Origin of the sequence: Ensifer meliloti (assembly GCF_030064585.1) — a bacterium.
Lineage (GTDB): Bacteria > Pseudomonadota > Alphaproteobacteria > Rhizobiales > Rhizobiaceae > Sinorhizobium > Sinorhizobium meliloti.
Map to the genome: position 1 here is coordinate 1,703,673 of NZ_CP120365.1, position 18,935 is coordinate 1,722,607.

At 64.0% G+C, this 18,935-nt stretch carries 22 protein-coding genes; 12 read left to right on the forward strand and 10 right to left on the reverse strand.

The features are described from left to right. The first annotated feature begins 9 nt into the window (after positions 1–9). Positions 10–528, forward strand: coding sequence for a protease adaptor protein RcdA (gene rcdA / locus PZL22_RS15365; protein WP_003536013.1), 519 nt, complete (start codon positions 10–12; stop codon positions 526–528). 328 nt (positions 529–856) lie between these two features. Here rcdA and rpmE read toward each other — a convergent pair whose 3' ends face one another. Continuing rightward, a complete protein-coding gene (gene rpmE, locus PZL22_RS15370; protein ID WP_010970183.1) occupies positions 857–1,078 on the reverse strand; it encodes a 50S ribosomal protein L31 in 222 nt (73 codons plus the stop codon). Positions 1,079–1,367: 289 nt separating this feature from the next. Here rpmE and PZL22_RS15375 point away from each other — a divergent pair, with 289 nt between their 5' ends. Then, on the forward strand, positions 1,368–3,182 hold the full coding sequence (locus tag PZL22_RS15375; protein ID WP_033049287.1) for an ABC transporter transmembrane domain-containing protein: 1,815 nt from the start codon (positions 1,368–1,370) through the stop codon (positions 3,180–3,182). Here PZL22_RS15375 and PZL22_RS15380 read toward each other — a convergent pair. The 5 genes from PZL22_RS15380 to PZL22_RS15400 form a co-directional block, all read right to left on the reverse strand. Further along, entirely contained in the window at positions 3,169–4,197 is a 1,029-nt protein-coding gene (locus PZL22_RS15380) for a peptidoglycan -binding protein (RefSeq protein WP_003536016.1), read from the reverse strand. The two genes, PZL22_RS15375 and PZL22_RS15380, sit on opposite strands and share 14 nt — an antisense overlap. Before the next feature lie 2 nt (positions 4,198–4,199). Continuing rightward, positions 4,200–5,306, reverse strand: a complete 1,107-nt coding sequence (locus PZL22_RS15385) for a MotA/TolQ/ExbB proton channel family protein (protein WP_003536017.1) — start codon at positions 5,304–5,306, stop codon at positions 4,200–4,202. A gap of 314 nt (positions 5,307–5,620) precedes the next feature. Continuing rightward, entirely contained in the window at positions 5,621–6,421 is an 801-nt protein-coding gene (locus PZL22_RS15390; RefSeq protein WP_003536018.1) for an inositol monophosphatase family protein, read from the reverse strand. 240 nt (positions 6,422–6,661) lie between these two features. After that, positions 6,662–7,807 (reverse strand): tetratricopeptide repeat protein, encoded by a 1,146-nt coding sequence (locus PZL22_RS15395; protein WP_003536019.1) that lies wholly within the window; start codon positions 7,805–7,807, stop codon positions 6,662–6,664. Positions 7,808–7,816: 9 nt separating this feature from the next. After that, entirely contained in the window at positions 7,817–8,470 is a 654-nt protein-coding gene (locus tag PZL22_RS15400; protein ID WP_003536020.1) for a thiamine phosphate synthase, read from the reverse strand. A gap of 99 nt (positions 8,471–8,569) precedes the next feature. On the opposite strand from PZL22_RS15400, the gene PZL22_RS15405 reads away from it, so the two are divergent. Next, positions 8,570–9,352, forward strand: a complete 783-nt coding sequence (locus PZL22_RS15405; RefSeq protein WP_284718706.1) for a sulfite exporter TauE/SafE family protein — start codon at positions 8,570–8,572, stop codon at positions 9,350–9,352. Positions 9,353–9,432: 80 nt separating this feature from the next. After that, a complete protein-coding gene (locus PZL22_RS15410; RefSeq protein WP_003536024.1) occupies positions 9,433–9,693 on the forward strand; it encodes an ArsR/SmtB family transcription factor in 261 nt (86 codons plus the stop codon). Positions 9,694–9,846: 153 nt separating this feature from the next. On the opposite strand, the gene PZL22_RS15415 is transcribed toward PZL22_RS15410, so the two are convergent. Then, positions 9,847–10,020, reverse strand: coding sequence for a YdcH family protein (locus PZL22_RS15415; protein WP_003536026.1), 174 nt, complete (start codon positions 10,018–10,020; stop codon positions 9,847–9,849). A gap of 211 nt (positions 10,021–10,231) precedes the next feature. Here PZL22_RS15415 and PZL22_RS15420 point away from each other — a divergent pair, with 211 nt between their 5' ends. The 5 genes from PZL22_RS15420 (at position 10,232) to PZL22_RS15440 (ending at position 13,084) form a co-directional block, all read left to right on the forward strand. Beyond that, positions 10,232–10,435, forward strand: a complete 204-nt coding sequence (locus PZL22_RS15420) for a YdcH family protein (RefSeq protein ID WP_003536028.1) — start codon at positions 10,232–10,234, stop codon at positions 10,433–10,435. Between the two features lies 1 nt (position 10,436). Continuing rightward, on the forward strand, positions 10,437–10,949 hold the full coding sequence (gene purE / locus PZL22_RS15425; RefSeq protein WP_003536030.1) for a 5-(carboxyamino)imidazole ribonucleotide mutase: 513 nt from the start codon (positions 10,437–10,439) through the stop codon (positions 10,947–10,949). Next, positions 10,946–11,995 carry a 5-(carboxyamino)imidazole ribonucleotide synthase gene (locus tag PZL22_RS15430; RefSeq protein WP_003536031.1) on the forward strand — a complete coding sequence of 350 codons (1,050 nt, stop codon included), beginning with the start codon at positions 10,946–10,948 and terminating at the stop codon, positions 11,993–11,995. Before purE ends, PZL22_RS15430 begins: the two co-directional genes overlap by 4 nt. A gap of 173 nt (positions 11,996–12,168) precedes the next feature. Beyond that, positions 12,169–12,294 carry a type B 50S ribosomal protein L36 gene (ykgO, locus tag PZL22_RS15435; protein ID WP_010970191.1) on the forward strand — a complete coding sequence of 42 codons (126 nt, stop codon included), beginning with the start codon at positions 12,169–12,171 and terminating at the stop codon, positions 12,292–12,294. Positions 12,295–12,469: 175 nt separating this feature from the next. Continuing rightward, the gene (locus PZL22_RS15440) at positions 12,470–13,084 is read left to right on the forward strand and encodes a tetratricopeptide repeat protein (protein WP_003536033.1); all 615 of its coding nucleotides are present in this window, start codon (positions 12,470–12,472) and stop codon (positions 13,082–13,084) included. A 237-nt stretch (positions 13,085–13,321) separates the two neighbouring features. On the opposite strand, the gene pyk is transcribed toward PZL22_RS15440, so the two are convergent. Together pyk and PZL22_RS15450 are read right to left on the reverse strand one after the other, a co-directional pair. Continuing rightward, positions 13,322–14,761 carry a pyruvate kinase gene (pyk, locus tag PZL22_RS15445; RefSeq protein ID WP_003531041.1) on the reverse strand — a complete coding sequence of 480 codons (1,440 nt, stop codon included), beginning with the start codon at positions 14,759–14,761 and terminating at the stop codon, positions 13,322–13,324. Then, on the reverse strand, positions 14,761–15,198 hold the full coding sequence (locus tag PZL22_RS15450; RefSeq protein WP_003531042.1) for a DUF1036 domain-containing protein: 438 nt from the start codon (positions 15,196–15,198) through the stop codon (positions 14,761–14,763). The genes pyk and PZL22_RS15450 overlap by 1 nt, the downstream gene beginning before the upstream one ends. Positions 15,199–15,427: 229 nt before the next feature. On the opposite strand from PZL22_RS15450, the gene PZL22_RS15455 reads away from it, so the two are divergent. The 3 genes from PZL22_RS15455 (at position 15,428) to PZL22_RS15465 (ending at position 16,927) form a co-directional block, all read left to right on the forward strand. Further along, positions 15,428–16,222: an N-formylglutamate amidohydrolase gene (locus PZL22_RS15455; protein ID WP_010970193.1), complete on the forward strand. Its 795-nt coding sequence runs from the start codon at positions 15,428–15,430 to the stop codon at positions 16,220–16,222. 19 nt (positions 16,223–16,241) lie between these two features. Further along, positions 16,242–16,547, forward strand: a complete 306-nt coding sequence (locus tag PZL22_RS15460) for a DUF1244 domain-containing protein (RefSeq protein ID WP_003531046.1) — start codon at positions 16,242–16,244, stop codon at positions 16,545–16,547. Positions 16,548–16,654: 107 nt separating this feature from the next. Then, positions 16,655–16,927 (forward strand): DUF2312 domain-containing protein, encoded by a 273-nt coding sequence (locus PZL22_RS15465; RefSeq protein WP_003531048.1) that lies wholly within the window; start codon positions 16,655–16,657, stop codon positions 16,925–16,927. Between the two features lie 69 nt (positions 16,928–16,996). On the opposite strand, the gene PZL22_RS15470 is transcribed toward PZL22_RS15465, so the two are convergent. After that, positions 16,997–18,814 carry a peptidoglycan L,D-endopeptidase MepK gene (locus PZL22_RS15470; protein WP_003531050.1) on the reverse strand — a complete coding sequence of 606 codons (1,818 nt, stop codon included), beginning with the start codon at positions 18,812–18,814 and terminating at the stop codon, positions 16,997–16,999. Positions 18,815–18,935 lie beyond the last annotated feature (121 nt).

The following is an 18,935-nucleotide window of genomic DNA, read 5'->3' on the forward strand; positions in this document are numbered from 1 at the left end:
AATACAGGCATGTCCGAAAGAGGATTGAATACCGTCAGTTTCGCCGGTCACGCTGCGTCATCGGCGCAGTTCAAGGCGCTCTACGCTGAAGGGATGGGCCTGGTCGAGGAAACGGCAAGCTATCTCGACGGTCCTGGCCGCACCGCCGCCAAGGTGCTGCCCCGCATGGCATCCGTTCTCTATGCTGCCGAGTCCATGCGTCTCACCACCCGGCTGATGCAGATGGCCTCCTGGCTCCTGCTGCAGCGGGCCGTCAACAATGGCGAGATGAGCCGCGAGCAGGTCCTGTCGGAAAAGAGCAAGGTGCGCCTGGACAGCTTCAACGTCGACCGGAGCGCGCCGGGCTGGAACGATCTGCCGGAGAGCTTCCGCGACCTCATCGAGCGGTCGCTCCGGCTGCAGAACCGGGTCGCACTGCTCGACCGCGAGATTTATCGGCCCCAGGAAGCAACGAGCTTCGTTCCGGACAACCAGAACGGCGTCAAGGCGCAGATCAAGCTGCTGCAGACGGCCTTCGGGGCGAGTTGAGCGAGGCAGGCCCCTGCCCCTGAAATCCAAAGCCCGGCCATGTGTGCCGGGTTTTTTGTTGGCGCGGGCGTGAAATGAATGCCTGCGGTTGGATCCTCGGGTCAAGCCCCGGTCAAGCCCGAAGATGACGGAGGAAAAATCGGGTCGCCGTCGCGCGATGTATAGGCTGGAATGTCCCCGCGCAGGTGTCATCCTCCGGCTTGACCGAGGATCATGCACCGGCGACTCGAACGAGGACCACCTGGCCAAAAGCCGGCAAGATAATGTGGCAGCCAACAAAAAAGCCCGGCACTGCCGGGCTTCGAAACACGCTGTCGAGCGCCTGATATCAGAGGCCGAGGCCTTCGAACCGCTTCTTGAACTTGGAAACGCGGCCGCCGCGGTCGACGAGCTGCTGGTTGCCGCCGGTCCAGGCCGGATGCGACTTGGGATCGATTTCCAGGTTCATGGTCGCACCTTCCGTACCCCAGGTCGAGCGGGTTTCGTATTCGGTGCCGTCGGTCATGACAACCTTGATCGTGTGGTAGTCGGGATGGATGTCTGCCTTCATAACAATCTTCCTAGAGTTCCAGGGTCCAATTGTCGCAAGGCATTGCGACTTTGGGACCGAACACGTAAATGAAGCCGCAGACCGCTCTTGGGCCGCGGCTTCCCAATTCGATGCCGTGCCTATACATGAAGGTCTGCGGGATAACAAGTGCCGCGCGGAAGACTTGTGATCTCTGCATGGTTCGTCGGATCGGCACCGGTCCTGGACGGCAGCAGATCGCAGTCGCACAGCTCTGGCGCCTCGGCGGCGCACAAGGCTGTGGCCCCGTGACAGGCGAACGGGGGGCTCTGTGCCAAGACAAGAAAAACAAACGCCGGCGCGCAGGTCCATCCGCCCGCTCGCAACCGTGCTGCCTTATCTCTCGCGTTACCGCGGCCTCGCGATCGGCGCTGCCGTCTCTCTGACCATTGCAGCGGCCACCACGCTGACCTTGCCGCTGGCCGTTCGCCGGATGATCGATCACGGCTTCTCCAATTCCGATTCCGGCTTCATCAACACCTATTTCTCCATGCTGATGGTGCTTGCAGTGGTCCTCGCCCTTGCCAGTGCCGCCCGCTATTACTTCGTGATCTCGCTTGGCGAGCGCATCGTCGCCGATCTCAGGCGCGACGTCTTCGCACGCGTCATGCAGCTCTCGGCCTCGTTCTTCGACGTCAATCAGTCCGGCGAGATCGTCTCGCGGCTGACGGCCGACGCGACGCAGATCAAGTCGGCGGTGGGTGCGACGGCATCCGTGGCGCTGCGCAACCTGATCCTCTGTCTCGGCGCGATGGGCATGATGGTCTATACGAGCCCGAAGCTTTCGAGCCTCGTGCTTGCGGCGATCCCCCTCATCGTCTTCCCGCTCGTCGGCTTCGGACGCTCGGTACGCCGGCGCTCCCGCGAAGCGCAGGACATGCTCGCAGCCGCCTCCGCCTATGCCGGCGAAGCGATCGCCGCCACCCGTACCGTGCAGGCCTTCAATGGCGAGGAGAGCGCGCGTTCGCGCTACGGCAACGCGGTAGAGGCGGCCTATCGCGCCGCGCGCGCTGCGACCAGGGCGCGCTCGGTGCTGACCGCCTTTGCCATCACCATGGTCTTCGGAAGCGTCGTCGCCGTGCTCTGGTTCGGTGCACGGGACGTCCTGGCGGGCTCGCTTTCCGCGGGTACGCTCGGTCAGTTCCTGCTCTATTCCGTTTTTGCGGCAGGCAGCCTCGGCGCACTCTCGGAGGTGTGGGGCGAGCTCTCGCAGGCGGCAGGCGCCGCCGAGCGCCTGAACGAGCTGCTGAACGAAGTGCCGGAGATCGAGGCCCCCGAGCATCCGGTCGTAATGCCCGTCCCTGCCACAGGCGCGGTCGAGTTCGAGAACGTCCACTTCGCCTATCCCGCCCGGCCGGACTATAAGAGTCTTAGGGGCTTGAGCTTTGCGGTAAGACCGGGCGAGACGGTGGCCATCGTCGGCCCGTCCGGCGCCGGCAAGAGCACCGTCTTCTCCATGCTCCTGCGCTATTACGACCCGGCGAAGGGCACCATCCGCGTCGACGGTACGGATGTGCGCGCCGTCGATCCCGAGGAGCTGCGGGAGAGACTTGCGATCGTGCCTCAGGACGTGACCATCTTCGCCACCTCGGTGCACGACAACATCGCCTTCGGCGTGCCGGACGCAAGCCGCGAAGCGGTGCGCGCCGCCGCCGTTGCGGCACAGGCCGACGAGTTCATCGGCAGGCTGGACCGCGGCTACGACACGCTGGTCGGCGAGCGCGGAGTGACCCTTTCGGGCGGCCAGCGCCAGCGCATCGCGATTGCCCGCGCCATCCTCAAAAACGCTCCGATCCTTCTTCTCGACGAGGCGACCTCAGCGCTCGATGCGGAGAGCGAAACGCTGGTGCAAAAGGCGCTCGACGTCCTGATGCAGGAGCGCACGACGCTGGTCATCGCCCATCGGCTCGCCACCGTGCTCAAGGCCGACCGCATCCTGGTGATGGAGCATGGCCGTATCGTCGAGGAAGGCACCCACGAGTCGCTGATCCGCCAGGGCGGGCTCTACGCGAAGCTTGCGCGGCTCCAGTTCGACCACGGCGCCGAAGCACTGTTCGTCGCTTCGCCCGCGCCTATTTCTCCGTGAGCTTGAGCTCGATGCGGCGGTTCTGCGCGCGTGCTTCCTGGCTTTCGCCCGGTGCGATGGGCTGATACTCCCCGAAGCCGGCCGCCACCAGGCGGTCGGCCGGAACGCCCTTCGAGATCAGGAATTTGACGACGGACGTAGCACGGGCGGACGACAGTTCCCAGTTGTCCCGGAAGCGGCCTATCCCCGACAGCTGAACATCGTCCGTGTGGCCGTCCACGCGCAGCACCCAGTTGATCTCCGCCGGGATTTCCTTGGCAAGGTCGAGAAGGGCCGTCGCGAGTTTCGCCATCTCAGTCTGCCCTTCCGGGTTCAGGTCGCTGCCGCCCGATGGAAAGAGCACTTCCGACTGGAAGACGAAACGGTCGCCGACGATGCGGATGTTTTCCCGATCCGAGAGGATCTCTCTCAACCGGCCGAAGAAGTCCGAACGGTAGCGGTTGAGCTCCTGGACACGCTGCGCCAAGGCGACGTTCAGCCTGCGGCCGAGATCGGCTATCTTGGCCTGCGAGGCGTCGTCCTTCGCCTCGGATGCCTGGAGTGCACCTTCGATGGCGGCGATCTGGCTGCGAAGCGCTGCGATCTGCTGGTTCAAGAGTTCGATCTGACTCATCGCCCGGGCGCTGACCTGCCGCTCGTTTTCGAGTTCCGAGCCAAGCCGGCCGATCTTTTCGTCTGCGACTTCGGCACTGCCGGCGCCCCGGTCGAGCAAAGCCTGCAGGCGGGACCGCTCGCCTTCCGACTGTGAAAGCGACGCCTGCAGATTGGCGAGCGAATCCTCGAGATCCTGCTTGCCGCTCTTCTCCAGCGCCAGAAGCTGGGTGAGTTCGTTGATCTGGCTGTTCAGCCGGTTCAGCACCTCGTCCTTACCGCTGATCTCCCTGCCGAGCAGGAATTGCGCGGTGACGAAAACGCTGAGCAGGAACATGATCGCCATGAGCAGCGTCGAGAGTGCGTCGACGAAGCCCGGCCAGTAGTTGATCGCCCGCGGTTCGCGGCGTCGGGAGAGCGCCATGGTCAATCCCCTCCGCTGTCTTCCATGCGGCTGAGCTTCGCCTGTCCTACGGCCTTCTCGCTTTGCACGGTGATCCGGTCGGCCTGGCCGATGCGCGCCGTCAGCCGGTCGAGCGTCTTGCGCATCGCCTTGGCCTCTTCCTGCTGCGCCTCGATCCAGTCGCGCAGCATCTGTTGCTCGCCGCGCATATTCTTGACGAGGCCCTGGATGCCTTCGGCGAGGCTCGCCATCGCTGCGGTGGTACGCTGGTTCACGCCGCCGTCATGCGTCAGGCGCGTGAGCTGGTCGGTGAGCCGCCGCAGTTCTTCCACCGGAGCGCCGTCGGTCATGTCGCCCGGCGAGGAAAAACCGGAGCTGACGTCGGTTACCGACGAGAGCCAGTTCTCGAGCTCCGTATAGAAGCGATTCTGCGCGCGTCCCGCCTGCAGATCGAGAAAGCCCACGATGAGCGAACCGGAAAGACCGAAGAGCGAGGCGGAGAACGCCGTTCCCATGCCGGTGAGAGGCGCCGAAAGGCCGCCCTTGAGGGAGCTCAGGAGATCGTCCGTGCTGCCGCTTCCCGCATCCAGCGACTGGATGACGGTGTTGATGGAACCGATGGTGCCGAGCAGGCCCCAGAACGTACCGAGAAGGCCGAGGAAAACGAGAAGGCCGGCGAGATAGCGGGTGATGTCACGCGACTCGTCGAGGCGCGCAGCGATGGAATCCAGGATGGACCGGAGCGCGGCCGTCGAGATTGCCGTCGTTTGGCGGCCCCCGATGAGAGCCCGCATCGGCGCAAGCAGCACCGGATCGCGCCCGACCTTGTCGGCGCTGCCGGCGGCACGGAAGGAGTTGAACCAGCGAACCTCGGGTCTCAGACTGAGGACATGGTTGAACGCCAGCAGGATACCGATCACGAGCACGCCCAGGATCAGTCCGTTGAGGCCGGGATTGCCGGCGAAGGCCTCGCTTGCCTGGCGGAAGAGGATCGCAGCGACGAAACCGACGATGATCAGGAAAAGGACCATCGTCCAGAAATAGGGCATCGGGCTCGAAAGCTTGTGCGGACCGTAGTCCTCCTCCACGTCTTCGCGATCGCGCCACCCGGACAGATTCAGTTTCGCCATAAGTTCGCCAGTCTCCCGGTTTTGCGGCAGCTTCCGCGCCTGTCCGACGAACAAGAGGGCGGCCGCATCACTCTGAATTGCTGCACCATTCCCGAATCGAGGACGATCGAAGAGCGGTGCTGCCGATGGCCGCAGGCCATCCGTATTGGCCCGGAGACTAGTGGAAGTTTGCGCCGAATTGAAGGGAAAACAAAGGGCACGGCCCTAAAGCGCGTCGCATTCAAATCGAATTCATTGGGCGCGCTTCAGGTTGCTGTTTTATGCATGTCGCCATCCCGGAAACGTTGCACGGTTCCGGGTGAATTATATTGCCGTTACTTGGACGGAATCGGTCGTTGGATCACCTCGCGAAGCGCCTTCGCGATATGCTCGTTGCCGCAGACGATCGAACCCGCTTCCAGCGGTTTGCCGCCGCCTTCGGCATCGGTGGACCACCCACCCGCTTCGCGGATGAGCAAGAGGCCGGCGGCCATGTCCCAGGCGGCAAGGTCCCGTTCCCAGAAGCCGTCGAAGCGACCGGCCGCAACATAAGCGAGGTCGAGCGAGGCGGAGCCCATGCGGCGAATGCCGGCGACTTCACCCATGACGTGGCGCAGCTCGACCAGATACTTGCCGTGATTGCCGCGGCCGAGATGGGGCGTGCCGGTCCCGATCACGGCATCGGAGAGGGCCTTGCGCGCACCGACGCGCAGGCGGCGGTCGTTCAGGAAGGCGCCGCCGCCTCGCTCGGCGGTGTAGAGCTCGTCCGTCGCCGGGTTGAAGACGACCGCGCCGACGATCTCGCCCTGGCGCTCGAGCGCGACAGAGATGGCGAAATGCGGGATGCCGTGAAGGAAATTGGTGGTGCCGTCGAGCGGATCGACGATCCAGCGGTGGGCGCCGTCCGTCCCCTTGATCTCCTCGCCCTCCTCGCCGAGGAAGCCGTAGGTCGGGCGGGCCTTCATGAGCTCCTCACGGATGATCCGCTCGGCCTTGCGGTCCGCCTGCGAAACGTAGTCGGCCGGGCCTTTCAAGGAAACCTGCAGGTTCTGTACTTCGCCGAAATCGCGTGCCAGCGACTTGCCGGCCTTGAAGACGGCCTGGACCATGACATTGAGAAGGGCGGAGCGGGCCATACGGCAATTCCTCTAGCGAAGGCCGGCCGAGACCGCTCGACCGGACATTGAACCTGTCTGACAGTCCGCATGCGGGCCGCAGCTCGAAGCGCGGACAAGGGGACCGTCGTCAAAAAACCGAGTGAGACGTCACTCCGTCCGCGGCGGCACAGGGATGGAAGGCCACGGACAAAACCGGGGCTTCAAGACCACAAAAACCCCGGAAGTTCAAGCGAAATAGATCGGGTCCGCCGACGCATGTCAGGTCGAGCGATACTTGTTTGCCGCCGTCAGCGCCGATTTCTGCTGCGTTTCGTTGAGGCCGAGATAGAAATCCTCGAGCGCATCGTCCTTGAGGCCGGCCCGGCGCGAGAGCACGTACCACTTTGCCGCCTCCACCGGGTTCGGACGGGTTCCGATGGCATTGACATAGAGATGGGAGAGCCGGTTCTGGGCGACGACGTTGCCGCTTTCGGCGGCGCGTTTCATCCAGGCAAACCCCTCTTCGAGATTGCGGTCGCCGGCGATCCCCTCGATCAGCCAGATGGCAATGTCGAGCTGCGCGGTGTCATAGCCGGCCCGCGCCGCCCTGAGCAGCCACTCGCGCGCACGGGCCCGCTTGCTCTCCTCGATGCCGTCGACATTGAGATAGATCTGCGAGAGCGCATACTGCGCATCCGCAATGCCCTGTTCGGCGGATTTCTCGTAATAGGGCATCGCCGCCTTCAGCCCCCGCTCGCCCGGCATGTCGGCCACGAGCGTTTGCCCGTAGTTGAACTGGGCCGAGGCGTTGCCGAGATCGGCAGCCTTCTTCATCAGTTCGTCGGCCCTCTTCCGGTCGCGCTTGACGTAGCGGCCCTCCATCAGGATCAGCGCATATTTGAACATGGCGGCCGGGTCGCCATTGTTCGCCGCCTGGCCGTACCAGAAGGCGGCGGCCTTGGCGTCGCGCGCAACGCCAAGGCCCTGTTCCAGGATCGCGGCGACGAGCGTCTGGGCGGCGGGGTCGCCGAGCTGGGCCCGCGGCAAGGCAAGGTCCATCGCCGTCAGGTAGTAACCCCGCTGGAAGGCGCCATAGGCTTCGTCGATCTTGCCGGTGAAGGGCTTTTCCTCGGGCAGAGCCGGCAATTCGGCTCCCATGCGATCGAACACGGTGACGCCCTTCGAAGGCGCGCTGCCGTCGCTGGCCTTCGGCTTTTCCGGACCGGCCGCTGCCGGTTTGCGCTCCGTATCCTCCGGCAGTACAGCGCCGTTGAAAGGCGTGATCCGCCCGCGCTTCGGCGCGCTGCCCTCGTCGGCCGGCGCAGGCGCGACCGGTTGCTGAGCCGCTGCCGGCGCGACTGCAAGAAGCATCGCGGCGGCAAGGGCTGCGGGCCGGCTGGATTTCAGGAGAGAGCGGATTACCATCGGCAGGTCTTAACCTTCAAACCGTGGCGCTTTTTCGTCAAGCAATGCGTTCACGGCCGCAACCACCGACGGTGCCTGACCGGCCTCACCAAAGACGGCAAGGCGGAGCGCCACGAACTCGGCACCGGTTTCAGCGACCGCAAGCGCGGATTGCGGATCCGTGCCGCCCATGACGATGCAGGGAATTTCGATCATCGACGCCCACCATTCGGCGAGTGCCAGGTTCTTCGGATGCGCCTCCGGCTTTATGTCGCCATCCGTGCGGCCGAAGAAAACGTAATCGGGCCGCAGCTCGCCGATCTCGAGCGCATGGTGACGGTCGGTGGCGTTGCCGCCGCCGACGATCAGCTTCGGCGCGTGCCGCTCGATCGCATCGGCCAGCGCATCCGGACCGCCGGCGATGTGGAGACCGTCCGCCTTCGCCCGTCCGGCGACCCGCGTGTCGCCCTCTATCAAGGCCGCGGCGCCGGCCTGCTGGATCACCGGTACGAGCGCTTCCGCATGCTTCTGGAAATCCGCATCGCTGAGCGCGTATTGCGGCACGATCACCGACGCTACGTCGCCGCCCTTCAGCGCCTCGCCGACGAGCTTCGCGCGTTCCGCGCTATCTGCGATATCCGGAACGACCAGCACGAGGCGGCAGCGGTCTTCAATGTTGCTCATGGGTCAATCCTGGCGATCTCGCTTCGGGCCGGAAGCCGGCACTCGATTTCATTCGGGAAAACCGATAGACGGAGATGACAAAAGGATCAACCGCCGCCAATGCTTCCCGACATCGACTTCTATCTCGTTGCCGTTCCGGCCGTCCTGCTCGTTGGCCTGTCCAAGGGGGGCATGGGCGAGGCCCTGTCGCTGATGGGCGTCCCGATCCTGTCCATGGCCGTTTCGCCCGTACAGGCCGCGGCGCTGCTGCTGCCGATCCTCATCGCCATGGACATCGTTTCCCTTTGGATCTGGCGCAAGCACGGGGATCGGCCAACCCTTGTGATGCTCCTTCCGGGCGCGCTTGCCGGCATCGTCATCGGCTGGGCCACGTCCGCCTATGTGCCCCGCGACGCGCTGAGGCTGATCATCGGGCTCATCACCGTGGTCTTCGTACTGCGCTATGTCTACACCCTGTGGCGCAGCCGCAATGGTGCGCCCATCCAGCCGAAGCCGCAGCGCGCCGGTCCGGCAGCACTCTGGGGCTCCTTCGCCGGCTACGGCAGCTTCGTCGCCCATGCCGGCGGTCCGCCCTTCCAGATATACGCACTGCCGCTGAAGCTCGCGCCGCGCGAATATACCGGCACCATCGTGCGCTTCTTCGCAATCCTCAATGCGGTGAAGCTCATCCCCTATTTCGCCCTCGGCCAACTCGATCTCAGCAATCTCAAGACCTCGGCAACGCTCTTCCCGCTGGCCATGGTCGCGACCGCCTGCGGCGCCTGGATCGTCCGGCGGATGAAGCCGCAGATCTTTTATCCCTTCATGTACACGATGGCCTTCCTCGCCGGCTCGAAGCTCGTATGGGATGGGCTCCGGAGCATCATATCGGGAGGAGTGTAGCCGATGCTGCGGCGCGAAGTGCAATTCCGCACCGCACAATTTTCCTTGCCGCTCCGGGGGAATTCGCCTAACGTCCGCTCATGACGATCGCGGACCCATTCGATGCCATTGCGGATCCGAACCGGCGCCATCTGCTGGAGGAACTCAGGCGCGCGCCAAGGACCGTCAACGAGCTCGCCGAAGGTCTGCCGATCAGCCGGCCCGCCGTCTCCCAGCATCTCAAAGCCCTGCTCGACTGCAATCTGGTATCGGTATCGACCAGCGGCACACGGCGGATCTACGCGATCAACAGGCCGGGCTTCGACCGGCTCAACCTGTGGCTGGACCAATTCTGGTCCTGATGCACTCCGCTCGGCCGTGCAAAGCCGACCGGACCTTGGCCCGGTCAAGCAATGCAATCTATCTTTTCGGGATTGTTTTGACCCTATCGTCGCATCGCCTCTGCAGCTCCGCGCGGCGATGCGTCCCGATGCAATCGGGAATACCGTTCACGCTCAGTGCGTCGAGGAACGGAGTCTTTCGATTTCGTCCTTGATGCGCAGCTTCCGTCGCTTGAGTTCGCTGATCAGTTCGTCCTCGCAGGACGGAGAGTTCAGAGCCTCGTGTAGCTCCTCTTCAAGGACGCCATGTTTTTTCTCAAGCGTTGCAAGATGAGCCTCAATGGTCATTGGCAGTCCCTTCCCTTTAGCTTGCATCCGGCACGCAAATGCCGGATGTTCCATGGTTGAAACCTTTTTACTGTGCCATGCCATTTTTCATTTGTCGAAGGCGAAATGATGACGCCGGGTAACTTCCCGTCGCTAACCAAGATGTGGTAGAGCGACGCAGGAATTTCCGGATCGCGGATCGGCGAAGCCGGGCTTATGGGGATCGCTTTGCATGCCGGACCAGGACCAGGCCGAACTCAGACTGACTATCGCGCGCCTGAGGCAGGAACACGAAGACTACGACGCGGCAATCAACGCGATGATCCAGACGGGCTGCGACGCCTTGCGCGTCCAGCGCATGAAAAAGAAGAAGCTGGCCATCAAGGACAAGATCACCAAGATCGAAGATCAGATCATTCCCGACATCATCGCCTGAAATGGACCGAGACGTGACCGATACTACGCCCCCGCCCGTTGCCATCATCATGGGAAGCCAGTCGGACTGGGAGACGATGAAGAACGCGGCCGACACGCTCGAGGCGCTCGACATCGCCTACGAAGCCCGGATCGTTTCCGCCCATCGAACGCCCGACCGCCTGGTCCGCTTCGCCAAGGGCGCGCGCGACGAGGGGTTCCAGGTGATCATCGCCGGCGCAGGCGGTGCTGCGCATCTTCCCGGCATGTGCGCGGCCATGACGCCGCTTCCGGTCTTCGGCGTTCCGGTCCAGTCGAAAGCGCTTTCCGGCCAGGACAGCCTGCTGTCGATCGTGCAGATGCCGGCCGGCATTCCGGTCGGGACGCTTGCGATCGGCAAGGCGGGGGCCATCAATGCGGCACTTCTGGCCGCCGCCGTGCTCGCGCTCGGTGACGAGGATCTTGCCGACCGTCTCGACGACTGGCGCGAACAGCAGACCGTATCGGTCGCGGAATATCCGGTAGACGAGGCATGAAGACCATCGGCATCATCGGTGGCGGCCAGCTTGGCCGCATGCTGGCCATGGCCGCTGCCCGCCTGAACTTCCGCACCGTGGTGCTCGAGCCGCAGCCGGACTGTCCGGCGGCGCAGGTGGCGAACGACCAGATCGTTGCCGCCTATGATGATCCGCGCGCGTTGGACGAGCTTGCGCGGGTGGCGGATCTCATCACTTACGAATTCGAGAACGTCCCGGTCTCGGCCGCCGAGCAACTCGCCCGTTCGCGGCCGGTCTTTCCGCCGCCGAAGGCGCTGGAAGTGGCACAGGACCGTCTCGCCGAGAAGCGCTTCATCAACGGCTGCGGCATCGCCACCGCCCGATACCATCCCGTCGACAGCCAGGCCGACCTCGAGGCCGCCCTTGCGGAATTCGGCGGAGCCGGCGTGCTCAAGACCCGCCGGCTCGGCTACGACGGCAAGGGCCAGCGCGTCTTTCGTTCCGCTGCCGACGATCCGGCCGGCGCCTATGTCGCGCTCGGACAGGTGCCGCTGATCCTCGAAAGCTTCGTGCCGTTCGACCGGGAGATCTCGGTCATCGCCGCACGCGCGCCCGACGGCACGACCGCCTGTTTCGATCCTGCCGAGAATGTGCATCGCAACGGCATTCTCCACACATCAACCGTGCCCGCATCCGTCGGTCCGTCGGCCACGGAGGCCGCCCGCAAGGCGGCAACCGCCATCCTCGACGCGCTCGGCTATGTCGGCGTCATCGGTGTCGAGTTCTTCGTTCTGGCCGACGGCGGCGTCGTCGCAAACGAGATCGCGCCGCGCGTACACAATTCCGGCCACTGGACGGAGGCCGCCTGCGTCGTTTCGCAGTTCGAGCAGCATATCCGCGCGATTGCAGGCCTGCCCCTCGGCGACCCGTCGCGCCATTCGGATTGCGTGATGCAGAACCTGGTCGGCGACGACATCGCCCGCGTTCCGGACTTGCTTGCCGAGCGCAATGTGTTCCTTCATCTCTACGGCAAGGCCGAGGCGCGGCCCGGCCGCAAAATGGGGCACTTCACCCGCCTGCTCTGACGGGGACGCCATGGAAGGCGGGGACAGGCGGCAAAATCCCCGGCACGCGGTTGACACGATTGGGTCGACACGGTATGTGCCTGCCTACTTGAACAGCGCGCTGAACGGCGCGCTTTTGATTGTTGGAATTACCGGGCGAATTTTCGTTCCCCGAAACCTGCGGATCAGGAAAAATGAAGATCAAGAATTCGCTCAAGTCCCTGAAGACCCGTCACCGCGAAAACCGCCTGGTTCGTCGCAAGGGCCGCGTCTACATCATCAACAAGCTGAACCCGCGCTTCAAGGCACGCCAGGGCTGATGCTTGCTGCAGGCCGTGCCTGCAGCGCCGCGCGTCTTGGCGGATGCGCAAAGATCGTACCACTTGGGTGACTGCACGTTTCCCGAAGCGGGAGCGACCCGAGGAAAACTGGAACACGGCGGCTTGCTCGCCGATTTCCCAAAATTGATTTGATCTTGTTTCATGGCGGGCTACGATGTCCGCCATGCGTGTTTTTGTGAACTTGATTCTGGCATCTCTTGCCATGACAGCCGCCGCGGTGGCGGCCGCCGCGCCGCTCAGCGCGGCAGAGCCCGCGCCTCAGGCCGAAGTCGCTGCCCTCACCACCCCCAAAGAGCGTGTAGACGCCCTCTTCGCCGATCTCAAGAAGGAAGGCGATGAGGACAAGGCCCGGCAGGTAGCCGAACGCATCCGCCTCGAATGGCAGGATTCCGGCAGCGCGACCGTGAATCTCCTGATGCAATGGGCCAGCAAGGCGATTGCCGATGAGAAGCAGACGGCGGCGCTCGACCTTCTCGACCAGGCGATCGCTCTCGCCCCCGACTATGTCGAAGGCTGGAACCGCCGCGCCACGCTGCACTACCAGATGGGCAACTTCCGCAAGTCGATGTCCGACATAAATCATGTCCTTGCCCTGGAGCCCCGCCATTTCGGTGCGCTCGCCGGCATGGCCACCATGCTCGAAGCCGCCGGGAAGGATGAACTTGCCATGCGCGCATGGCAGCAATTCCTCGACATCTACCCCTCCGACCGGAAGGCGCAGGAGCAACTCGGCGAGCTCGCGGAAAAGCTTGCCGGCAGCCGCACGTGACCGGCACTCGTTAAAAAATGCCCCTCATCCGGCCTGCCGGCCACCTTCTCCCCGCAAGCGGGGCGAAGGGAACGAGCGGCAGGCTCCCATCCCTCCTCGGCCGTTGACAATGGCGCAAGGAACGTAGGGAGGGGACGAAGTTGGCGCCGCGAGTCCCTTCGCCCCGCTTGCGGGGAGAAGGTGCCGGCAGGCGGATGAGGGGCAGTTTCGAAATGCGCTCGCTCGAACCGCGGCGGCTCAGATGCCCGATTGGCCGTCCGAGCCGATATAGGCGATGCGCAGCATGTTGGTGGCGCCGGGGGTACCGAGCGGCACGCCGGCGGTAACGATGATGCGGTCTCCCGGCTTGCCGAAGCCTTCCGTCGAGACGATTCGACAGGCGCGGTTGACCATATCGTCGAGGTCGGTCGCGTCCTCTGTGACGACACAGTGCAGCCCCCAGACCACGGAAAGGCGGCGGGCCGTCTGGACGATCGGCGAAAGCGCGATGACAGGCACCTGGGGGCGCTCGCGCGCCGCGCGCAGGCCGGTGGTGCCAGAGGAGGTGTAGGTCACGATTGCGGCAAGCTTGAGCGTCTCGGCGATCTGGTGAGCGGCAAGCGAAATGGCGTCCGCGCCCGTTGCCTCCGGCGGCGTGCGCTGAGCGTAGATGATCCCCGGATAATGCGGATCGCGCTCGACGTTGCTGGCGATCGACGCCATGGTCGAAACCGCCTCGACGGGGTACTCGCCTGAGGCGGATTCGGCCGAAAGCATCACCGCATCGGCACCCTCGAACACGGCGGTAGCCACGTCCGACACTTCTGCGCGCGTCGGCACAGGCGAGGAGATCATCGATTCGAGCATCTGCGTGGCGACGACGACCGGCTTGCCGGCTCGCCGGCAGGCACGCGTCAGTTGCTTCTGAAGTCCCGGTACGGATTCGAGCGGCATTTCGACGCCCAGGTCGCCGCGTGCCACCATCAGCGCATCCGAAAGCTCGATGATCTCGTCTATCCGCTCGATCGCCTGCGGCTTCTCGATCTTCGACATCAGTCCAACGCGGCCCCGGGCGATCTTGCGAACCTCGGCAAGGTCCTCAGGGCGCTGGATGAAGGAAAGCGCCACCCAATCGACCTCTCCCGTCGCCAGCACGGCGTCGAGGTCGACGCGGTCCTTGTCCGTCAGCGCGCCGACGCCAAGCAGGGTATCGGGCAGGCTGACGCCCTTGCGATCCGAAATCCGCGTGCCGGAAACGACCGTGGTGACGATGCTCTTGCCGTCGGTCTTTTCGGCGCGCAGATGCAGCTTGCCATCGTCGATGAGCAGGCGATGGCCGGGCTTCACCGCTTCGAGGATCTCCGGATGCGGAAGATAGACGCGGCGGCTGTCGCCGGGCACGTCGCGGTTGTCGAGCGTGAAGGTCTGGCCGATCTTGAGCTCGACCTTGCCTTCGGCAAACTTTCCGACGCGCAGCTTCGGCCCCTGCAGATCGGCGAGGATGCCGATCGGACGGCCGCAGCGCGCCTCGACCACACGGATCCGCTCGATCAGCGTGCGCATGACCTCATGGCTTGCATGGCTCATGTTGATACGGAACAGATCGGCCCCCGCCTCGTGCAGCTTCTGAATCATCTGCTCGTCGGCCGATGCCGGCCCGAGCGTCGCGAGGATTTTGACTTTCCTGTTCCGTCTCATCAATTCTGGCTTTCCTGCGTGCCGGGCGTGTCGGAAAGCTGAACCATCCAGCTTCCCTGCCGCCCCGTGTCGTATTCCTTGAATCCCATGCGCTGGAAGCCGCGGGCGAAGCAGTCCTGCACGCCGACGATCTTGAACTCGTTCTCGGCCACGCACATGTTGACATCGCCGGTCCAACGGCCGCCCTTGGCCGCATCTTCCGCGTAGAGATAATAATATCGGGACTGAAGTTCGCCCTCGATCAGCGTGGCGCAGGTCGTCGCCGGAACCTGCCACCAGCCTTCCGTCACCCAGCCTTCCTTGGCCCGATAACCGATTGCCACGCCGACCAGAGTCTGCGTCCCGTTGCAGACTCGAAAATCGGCGCGGGCATCGCCGGCAGAGAGAAATGAAGCGGAAATTGCCAAGGAAAACAGGAGGATGGATCCAAACGTCATCGACCCCGGCTTCACTCTGGAAAAAGGATATCTAGACACGGCTTCCTACGGAACTCCGTTTTGATTTGCGTGGCACTTTCTTGCGACGCCCAGCCCCGAAAGTCAACGCAACTCTAATCGATTATAATCGTCATTCCTGTGACGGAACGGCATAAGAGCTTCGCGTTTTTCTTGCGAATGGCGGCTTTGCGTGCAATCAGGTGGGTACCTTCAGCCTGGCAGGAGCGGAATGCAGCACTACTCTCCTTACGAGATCACCGGGGGCGATCCGGCAAAGGGTCTCGTGCTGGTTGCCGACCATGCAATGAACCGGCTGCCGCCGGAATATGGCCGGCTTGGCCTGCCCGAAAGCGCCTTCGAGCGTCACATCGCCTACGATATCGGCATCGAACCGCTGACGCGGCAATTGTCGGCCGCACTTGACGCGCCGGCCGTGCTCGGCTGTTTCTCGCGCCTCCTGATCGATCCGAATCGCGGCGAAGACGACCCCACCCTGATCATGAAGATTTCCGATGGCGCGATCGTTCCGGGCAACCACCCGATCTCGGACGAGGAGTGGCAGAACCGCATAAGGCGCTTTCACCGCCCCTATCACGAGGCCGTATCCGAGACCATCGCCCGGTCCGCCGCCGCCGGCGGAAGAGCGCCTCTCGTCATCTCCCTGCATTCCTTCACGCCCTTCTGGAAGGGCGTGGCACGCCCTTGGCATGCCTCGGTTCTCTGGGACAACGACCCTCGCGCCGTGTTTCCGCTGATCGAACGGCTGGAGGCGGCCGGCGACATTGTCGTCGGCAACAACGAGCCCTATGACGGTGCGCTGCGTGGCGATACCATGTACCGGCACTGCATGGCTCCCGGGATTGCGCATGCGCTGATAGAGGTCCGCCAGGACCTGATCGCCGATGCCGCGGGCGCCGCCGCCTGGGCGGAACGTCTGACGCCCATCCTTGCGGCGCTGAACGGTCTGCCGGAGCTTCATGCCTACCATCGCCACCCGTCCCGTACGGGTGCTTACAGCGACTGAAGAAGAGGAGGCCACACCGATGAGCGAAATCAGCCCGGAACAGCGCACCGCTTTCGAGGCCGCGGCCTTCCGCCGGCTGCTCGAGCATCTGCGCGAACGCAGCGACGTCCAGAACATCGACCTGATGAACCTCGCCGGCTTCTGCCGCAATTGCCTGTCGAATTGGTATCGCGAGGCGGCGGAGGCTTCCGGCCTGCCGATGAGCAAGGAGGAGTCCCGGGAGATCGTCTACGGCATGCCCTATGAGGAATGGCGGACGCAGAATCAGGGTGAGGCCTCGCCCGAGCAGAAAGCCGCGTTCGAGCGCAATCGCCCGAAGGAGTAGGACCTGCGCGGGAAATGCCTGTGTTGTTGCGCAATCGCCCTTGACCTCGGCGGCCGTTCACGGCAGTTCACAGCACCCGGAAAATACATCCCCACAAGGAGACGACCATGTCGGATGCTCACGGCATTGCCCGCGACCAGCTTCGCGCTTTCATCGAACGAATCGAACGGCTGGAAGAAGAGAAGAAGACCATCGCCGACGACATCAAGGATGTCTATGGCGAGGCAAAATCGATGGGCTTCGATGCCAAGATCCTGCGCAAGGTGATATCGATCCGCAAGCAGGACGCCGACGAGCGCATGGAACAGGAAGCGATTCTCGACACCTATCTGCAGGCGCTGGGCATGATCCCTGCCGCCGAAGCCGAGGACGCAGCCTGACGACTCAGCAAAAAGCCCGCCGGCGGACTGACCTGGCGGGCTTTTTATGTTTAGGCGGCAAGCGAAGGCTCAGTTTGTGCTGAACTTCTTCACTTCCATGAAGTTGACGGCGCTGCCGCTGAAGCGCGCCGTATCGACCGCTCCGCTATTGCTGGTAAAGCCGGCCGCATAAACGGTCGTCGGAGCGACGCGGAGCGACTTGCTGACGAAGCGCGGCGCCTTGACCGGCTTCGACAGGGTCGCCACACGGCCCGCCGAAAGTGCCCACTCGGAAATGATCTTCTTCGTCAGTTTCGGTTCCGTGCGGACAGAAGACCGGCTCTTCGCCTCGGCATCCTGCCTCTTGGGACGTGCGCCCTTCGAGGGAGCGTCGGCCTCGGTGTCGAAGACGCTGTCGAAGATCGCCTCACGTGAAGCGGAACCCGGCTGCGGCGCATAGGCGGCGACCTCGATCGCCGGAGAAAATGCAGGCGTCCGATCCTCGCTGGTCGGCGCGGCGAGGGCCACGCGTGTGCCGGCTGCCGGCGGCTGTGCCGCGGAAGCGAGCGCAGGCCGATCCGCGGAAGCGGGAATAGTGACCTCGGCGTGAGCCACGGCCGCGAGTGCCTCTTCGCCGGCCGGACGCATTCCAGGCACCGGCACGAAGCCGAACTCCTGAGCCTGGCCGTCGGCGGAGGCGACGAGCGTCTCGTTGGCGATCAGAGCGTTCATGTCGCGACGGTCGAGCATTTGCGGAACCGGAACCTTGAGCGCGCTCAGATCCGCGAATTCCGAAGGCACGGCCGTCGTCGGCTGCATGGCGGCTGCCAGCGCCTCCTGGGCACTGTTCTTCTCCGGCGCGACGAGTGCAACCGCTACGCCGCCATCAGCCGGGGTTTCCTTGAATGCCGGTCGCACGGCCGGCACCGGTGCGTTGATATCCTGTTCGGCAGGCGCCGCGGTGGAACCGGCAACGCCGGGAAGCGCATCCCGGGCCGCCGGCGCGGATGCGGTCTGAACCTTGGCCGGAGCTTCCTCTTCGGCGCCGCCGGCAGCGATTGCCGCGGGTTCTTCATCCTCGTCGCCGCCTCCGCCGAAGAGCGCAGCGAACAGGTTGCGGCGCTTGCCGGTATCGCCCGGACCCTTGGCGCCGCCGCCTGCGACCTCGATCGCCGATGCGCCGACGCGGCGCTTGTAATCGGCCACCGCCTGCTCATAGCCCGGCAGCGGCCTGCCGTCGGAGGGAATATGCATGGTCTTGCCGTCCGGGAAGAGCCGCGCGAGTTCGTTGCGCGTCATGCGCGGCCAGGCTCGCACGCCACCGACGTCCATATGGACGAAGGGCGAACCGGAAGTCGGATAATAGCCGACGCCGCCCACCTGGAACTTCATGCCGACCTCGCGCAGCGTCTTGAGCTTCACGTCCGGTATATAGAAGTCCATCGCCTTGCCGAGCATGTGCTGGCTCTTCTTCGCGACGCCCTTCGAGCGCGACCTCAGCATGCCGTTCGTGGCGGGGGAGCGATAGGCGGAAACGACATGGATGTAGTCGCGCGAACCGCTCTTCTGGTAAACTTCCCAGACGAGATCGAGCAGGCGCGGGTCCATTTTGGTCGGCTCGTTTCGCCGCCAGTCGCGCAGGAAGCGATTGATCTGCTGCAGACCCTTCTGATCGTAGCGACCGTTGCGCTTGTAGGTGATCTGCGCCTTTTCCTTGGTGTGGATGAAATAGAGCTTGAGGGTGCGTGTCTGGCCGGCGGCCTCGACCGGAGGCGCCATGCCGGGTGTGACAAGGGAGCAAACCAGCGCGATGGACGCCAGGACCTGGGGCGCCTTTCGAGCGACCGCCGAGCAGAGTCTGCGCGCAAAGGAACCGACTGGTTCCTCCAAACCGAACAAATTTGGCATTCAATCCCCGTCCGACGGACAACCGTGCTTTGCTGTCTCAGATGACTGTCAAATAAGGTGACAGCATGGCAATTATGCCACAGTGTTCACCGCCCCTTATAATATAGTGAACAGTTTGCTA

Bases quoted from the DNA above. Each gene is read 5' to 3' on its own strand.
- PZL22_RS15395 (WP_003536019.1), bottom strand. From the start codon at position 7,807: ATGGTAATCCGCTCTCTCCTGAAATCCAGCCGGCCCGCAGCCCTTGCC.
- pyk (WP_003531041.1), bottom strand. From the start codon at position 14,761: ATGAGACGGAACAGGAAAGTCAAAATCCTCGCGACGCTCGGGCCGGCA.
- rpmE (WP_010970183.1), bottom strand. From the start codon at position 1,078: ATGAAGGCAGACATCCATCCCGACTACCACACGATCAAGGTTGTCATG.
- purE (WP_003536030.1), top strand. From the start codon at position 10,437: ATGGACCGAGACGTGACCGATACTACGCCCCCGCCCGTTGCCATCATC.
- PZL22_RS15380 (WP_003536016.1), bottom strand. From the start codon at position 4,197: ATGGCGCTCTCCCGACGCCGCGAACCGCGGGCGATCAACTACTGGCCG.
- PZL22_RS15470 (WP_003531050.1), bottom strand. From the start codon at position 18,814: ATGCCAAATTTGTTCGGTTTGGAGGAACCAGTCGGTTCCTTTGCGCGC.
- rcdA (WP_003536013.1), top strand. From the start codon at position 10: ATGTCCGAAAGAGGATTGAATACCGTCAGTTTCGCCGGTCACGCTGCG.
- PZL22_RS15420 (WP_003536028.1), top strand. From the start codon at position 10,232: ATGCCGGACCAGGACCAGGCCGAACTCAGACTGACTATCGCGCGCCTG.
- PZL22_RS15390 (WP_003536018.1), bottom strand. From the start codon at position 6,421: ATGGCCCGCTCCGCCCTTCTCAATGTCATGGTCCAGGCCGTCTTCAAG.
- PZL22_RS15415 (WP_003536026.1), bottom strand. From the start codon at position 10,020: ATGACCATTGAGGCTCATCTTGCAACGCTTGAGAAAAAACATGGCGTC.
- PZL22_RS15400 (WP_003536020.1), bottom strand. From the start codon at position 8,470: ATGAGCAACATTGAAGACCGCTGCCGCCTCGTGCTGGTCGTTCCGGAT.
- PZL22_RS15410 (WP_003536024.1), top strand. From the start codon at position 9,433: ATGACGATCGCGGACCCATTCGATGCCATTGCGGATCCGAACCGGCGC.
- PZL22_RS15450 (WP_003531042.1), bottom strand. From the start codon at position 15,198: ATGACGTTTGGATCCATCCTCCTGTTTTCCTTGGCAATTTCCGCTTCA.
- PZL22_RS15455 (WP_010970193.1), top strand. From the start codon at position 15,428: ATGCAGCACTACTCTCCTTACGAGATCACCGGGGGCGATCCGGCAAAG.
- PZL22_RS15465 (WP_003531048.1), top strand. From the start codon at position 16,655: ATGTCGGATGCTCACGGCATTGCCCGCGACCAGCTTCGCGCTTTCATC.
- PZL22_RS15460 (WP_003531046.1), top strand. From the start codon at position 16,242: ATGAGCGAAATCAGCCCGGAACAGCGCACCGCTTTCGAGGCCGCGGCC.
- PZL22_RS15405 (WP_284718706.1), top strand. From the start codon at position 8,570: ATGCTTCCCGACATCGACTTCTATCTCGTTGCCGTTCCGGCCGTCCTG.
- PZL22_RS15440 (WP_003536033.1), top strand. From the start codon at position 12,470: ATGTCCGCCATGCGTGTTTTTGTGAACTTGATTCTGGCATCTCTTGCC.
- PZL22_RS15385 (WP_003536017.1), bottom strand. From the start codon at position 5,306: ATGGCGAAACTGAATCTGTCCGGGTGGCGCGATCGCGAAGACGTGGAG.
- PZL22_RS15430 (WP_003536031.1), top strand. From the start codon at position 10,946: ATGAAGACCATCGGCATCATCGGTGGCGGCCAGCTTGGCCGCATGCTG.
- ykgO (WP_010970191.1), top strand. From the start codon at position 12,169: ATGAAGATCAAGAATTCGCTCAAGTCCCTGAAGACCCGTCACCGCGAA.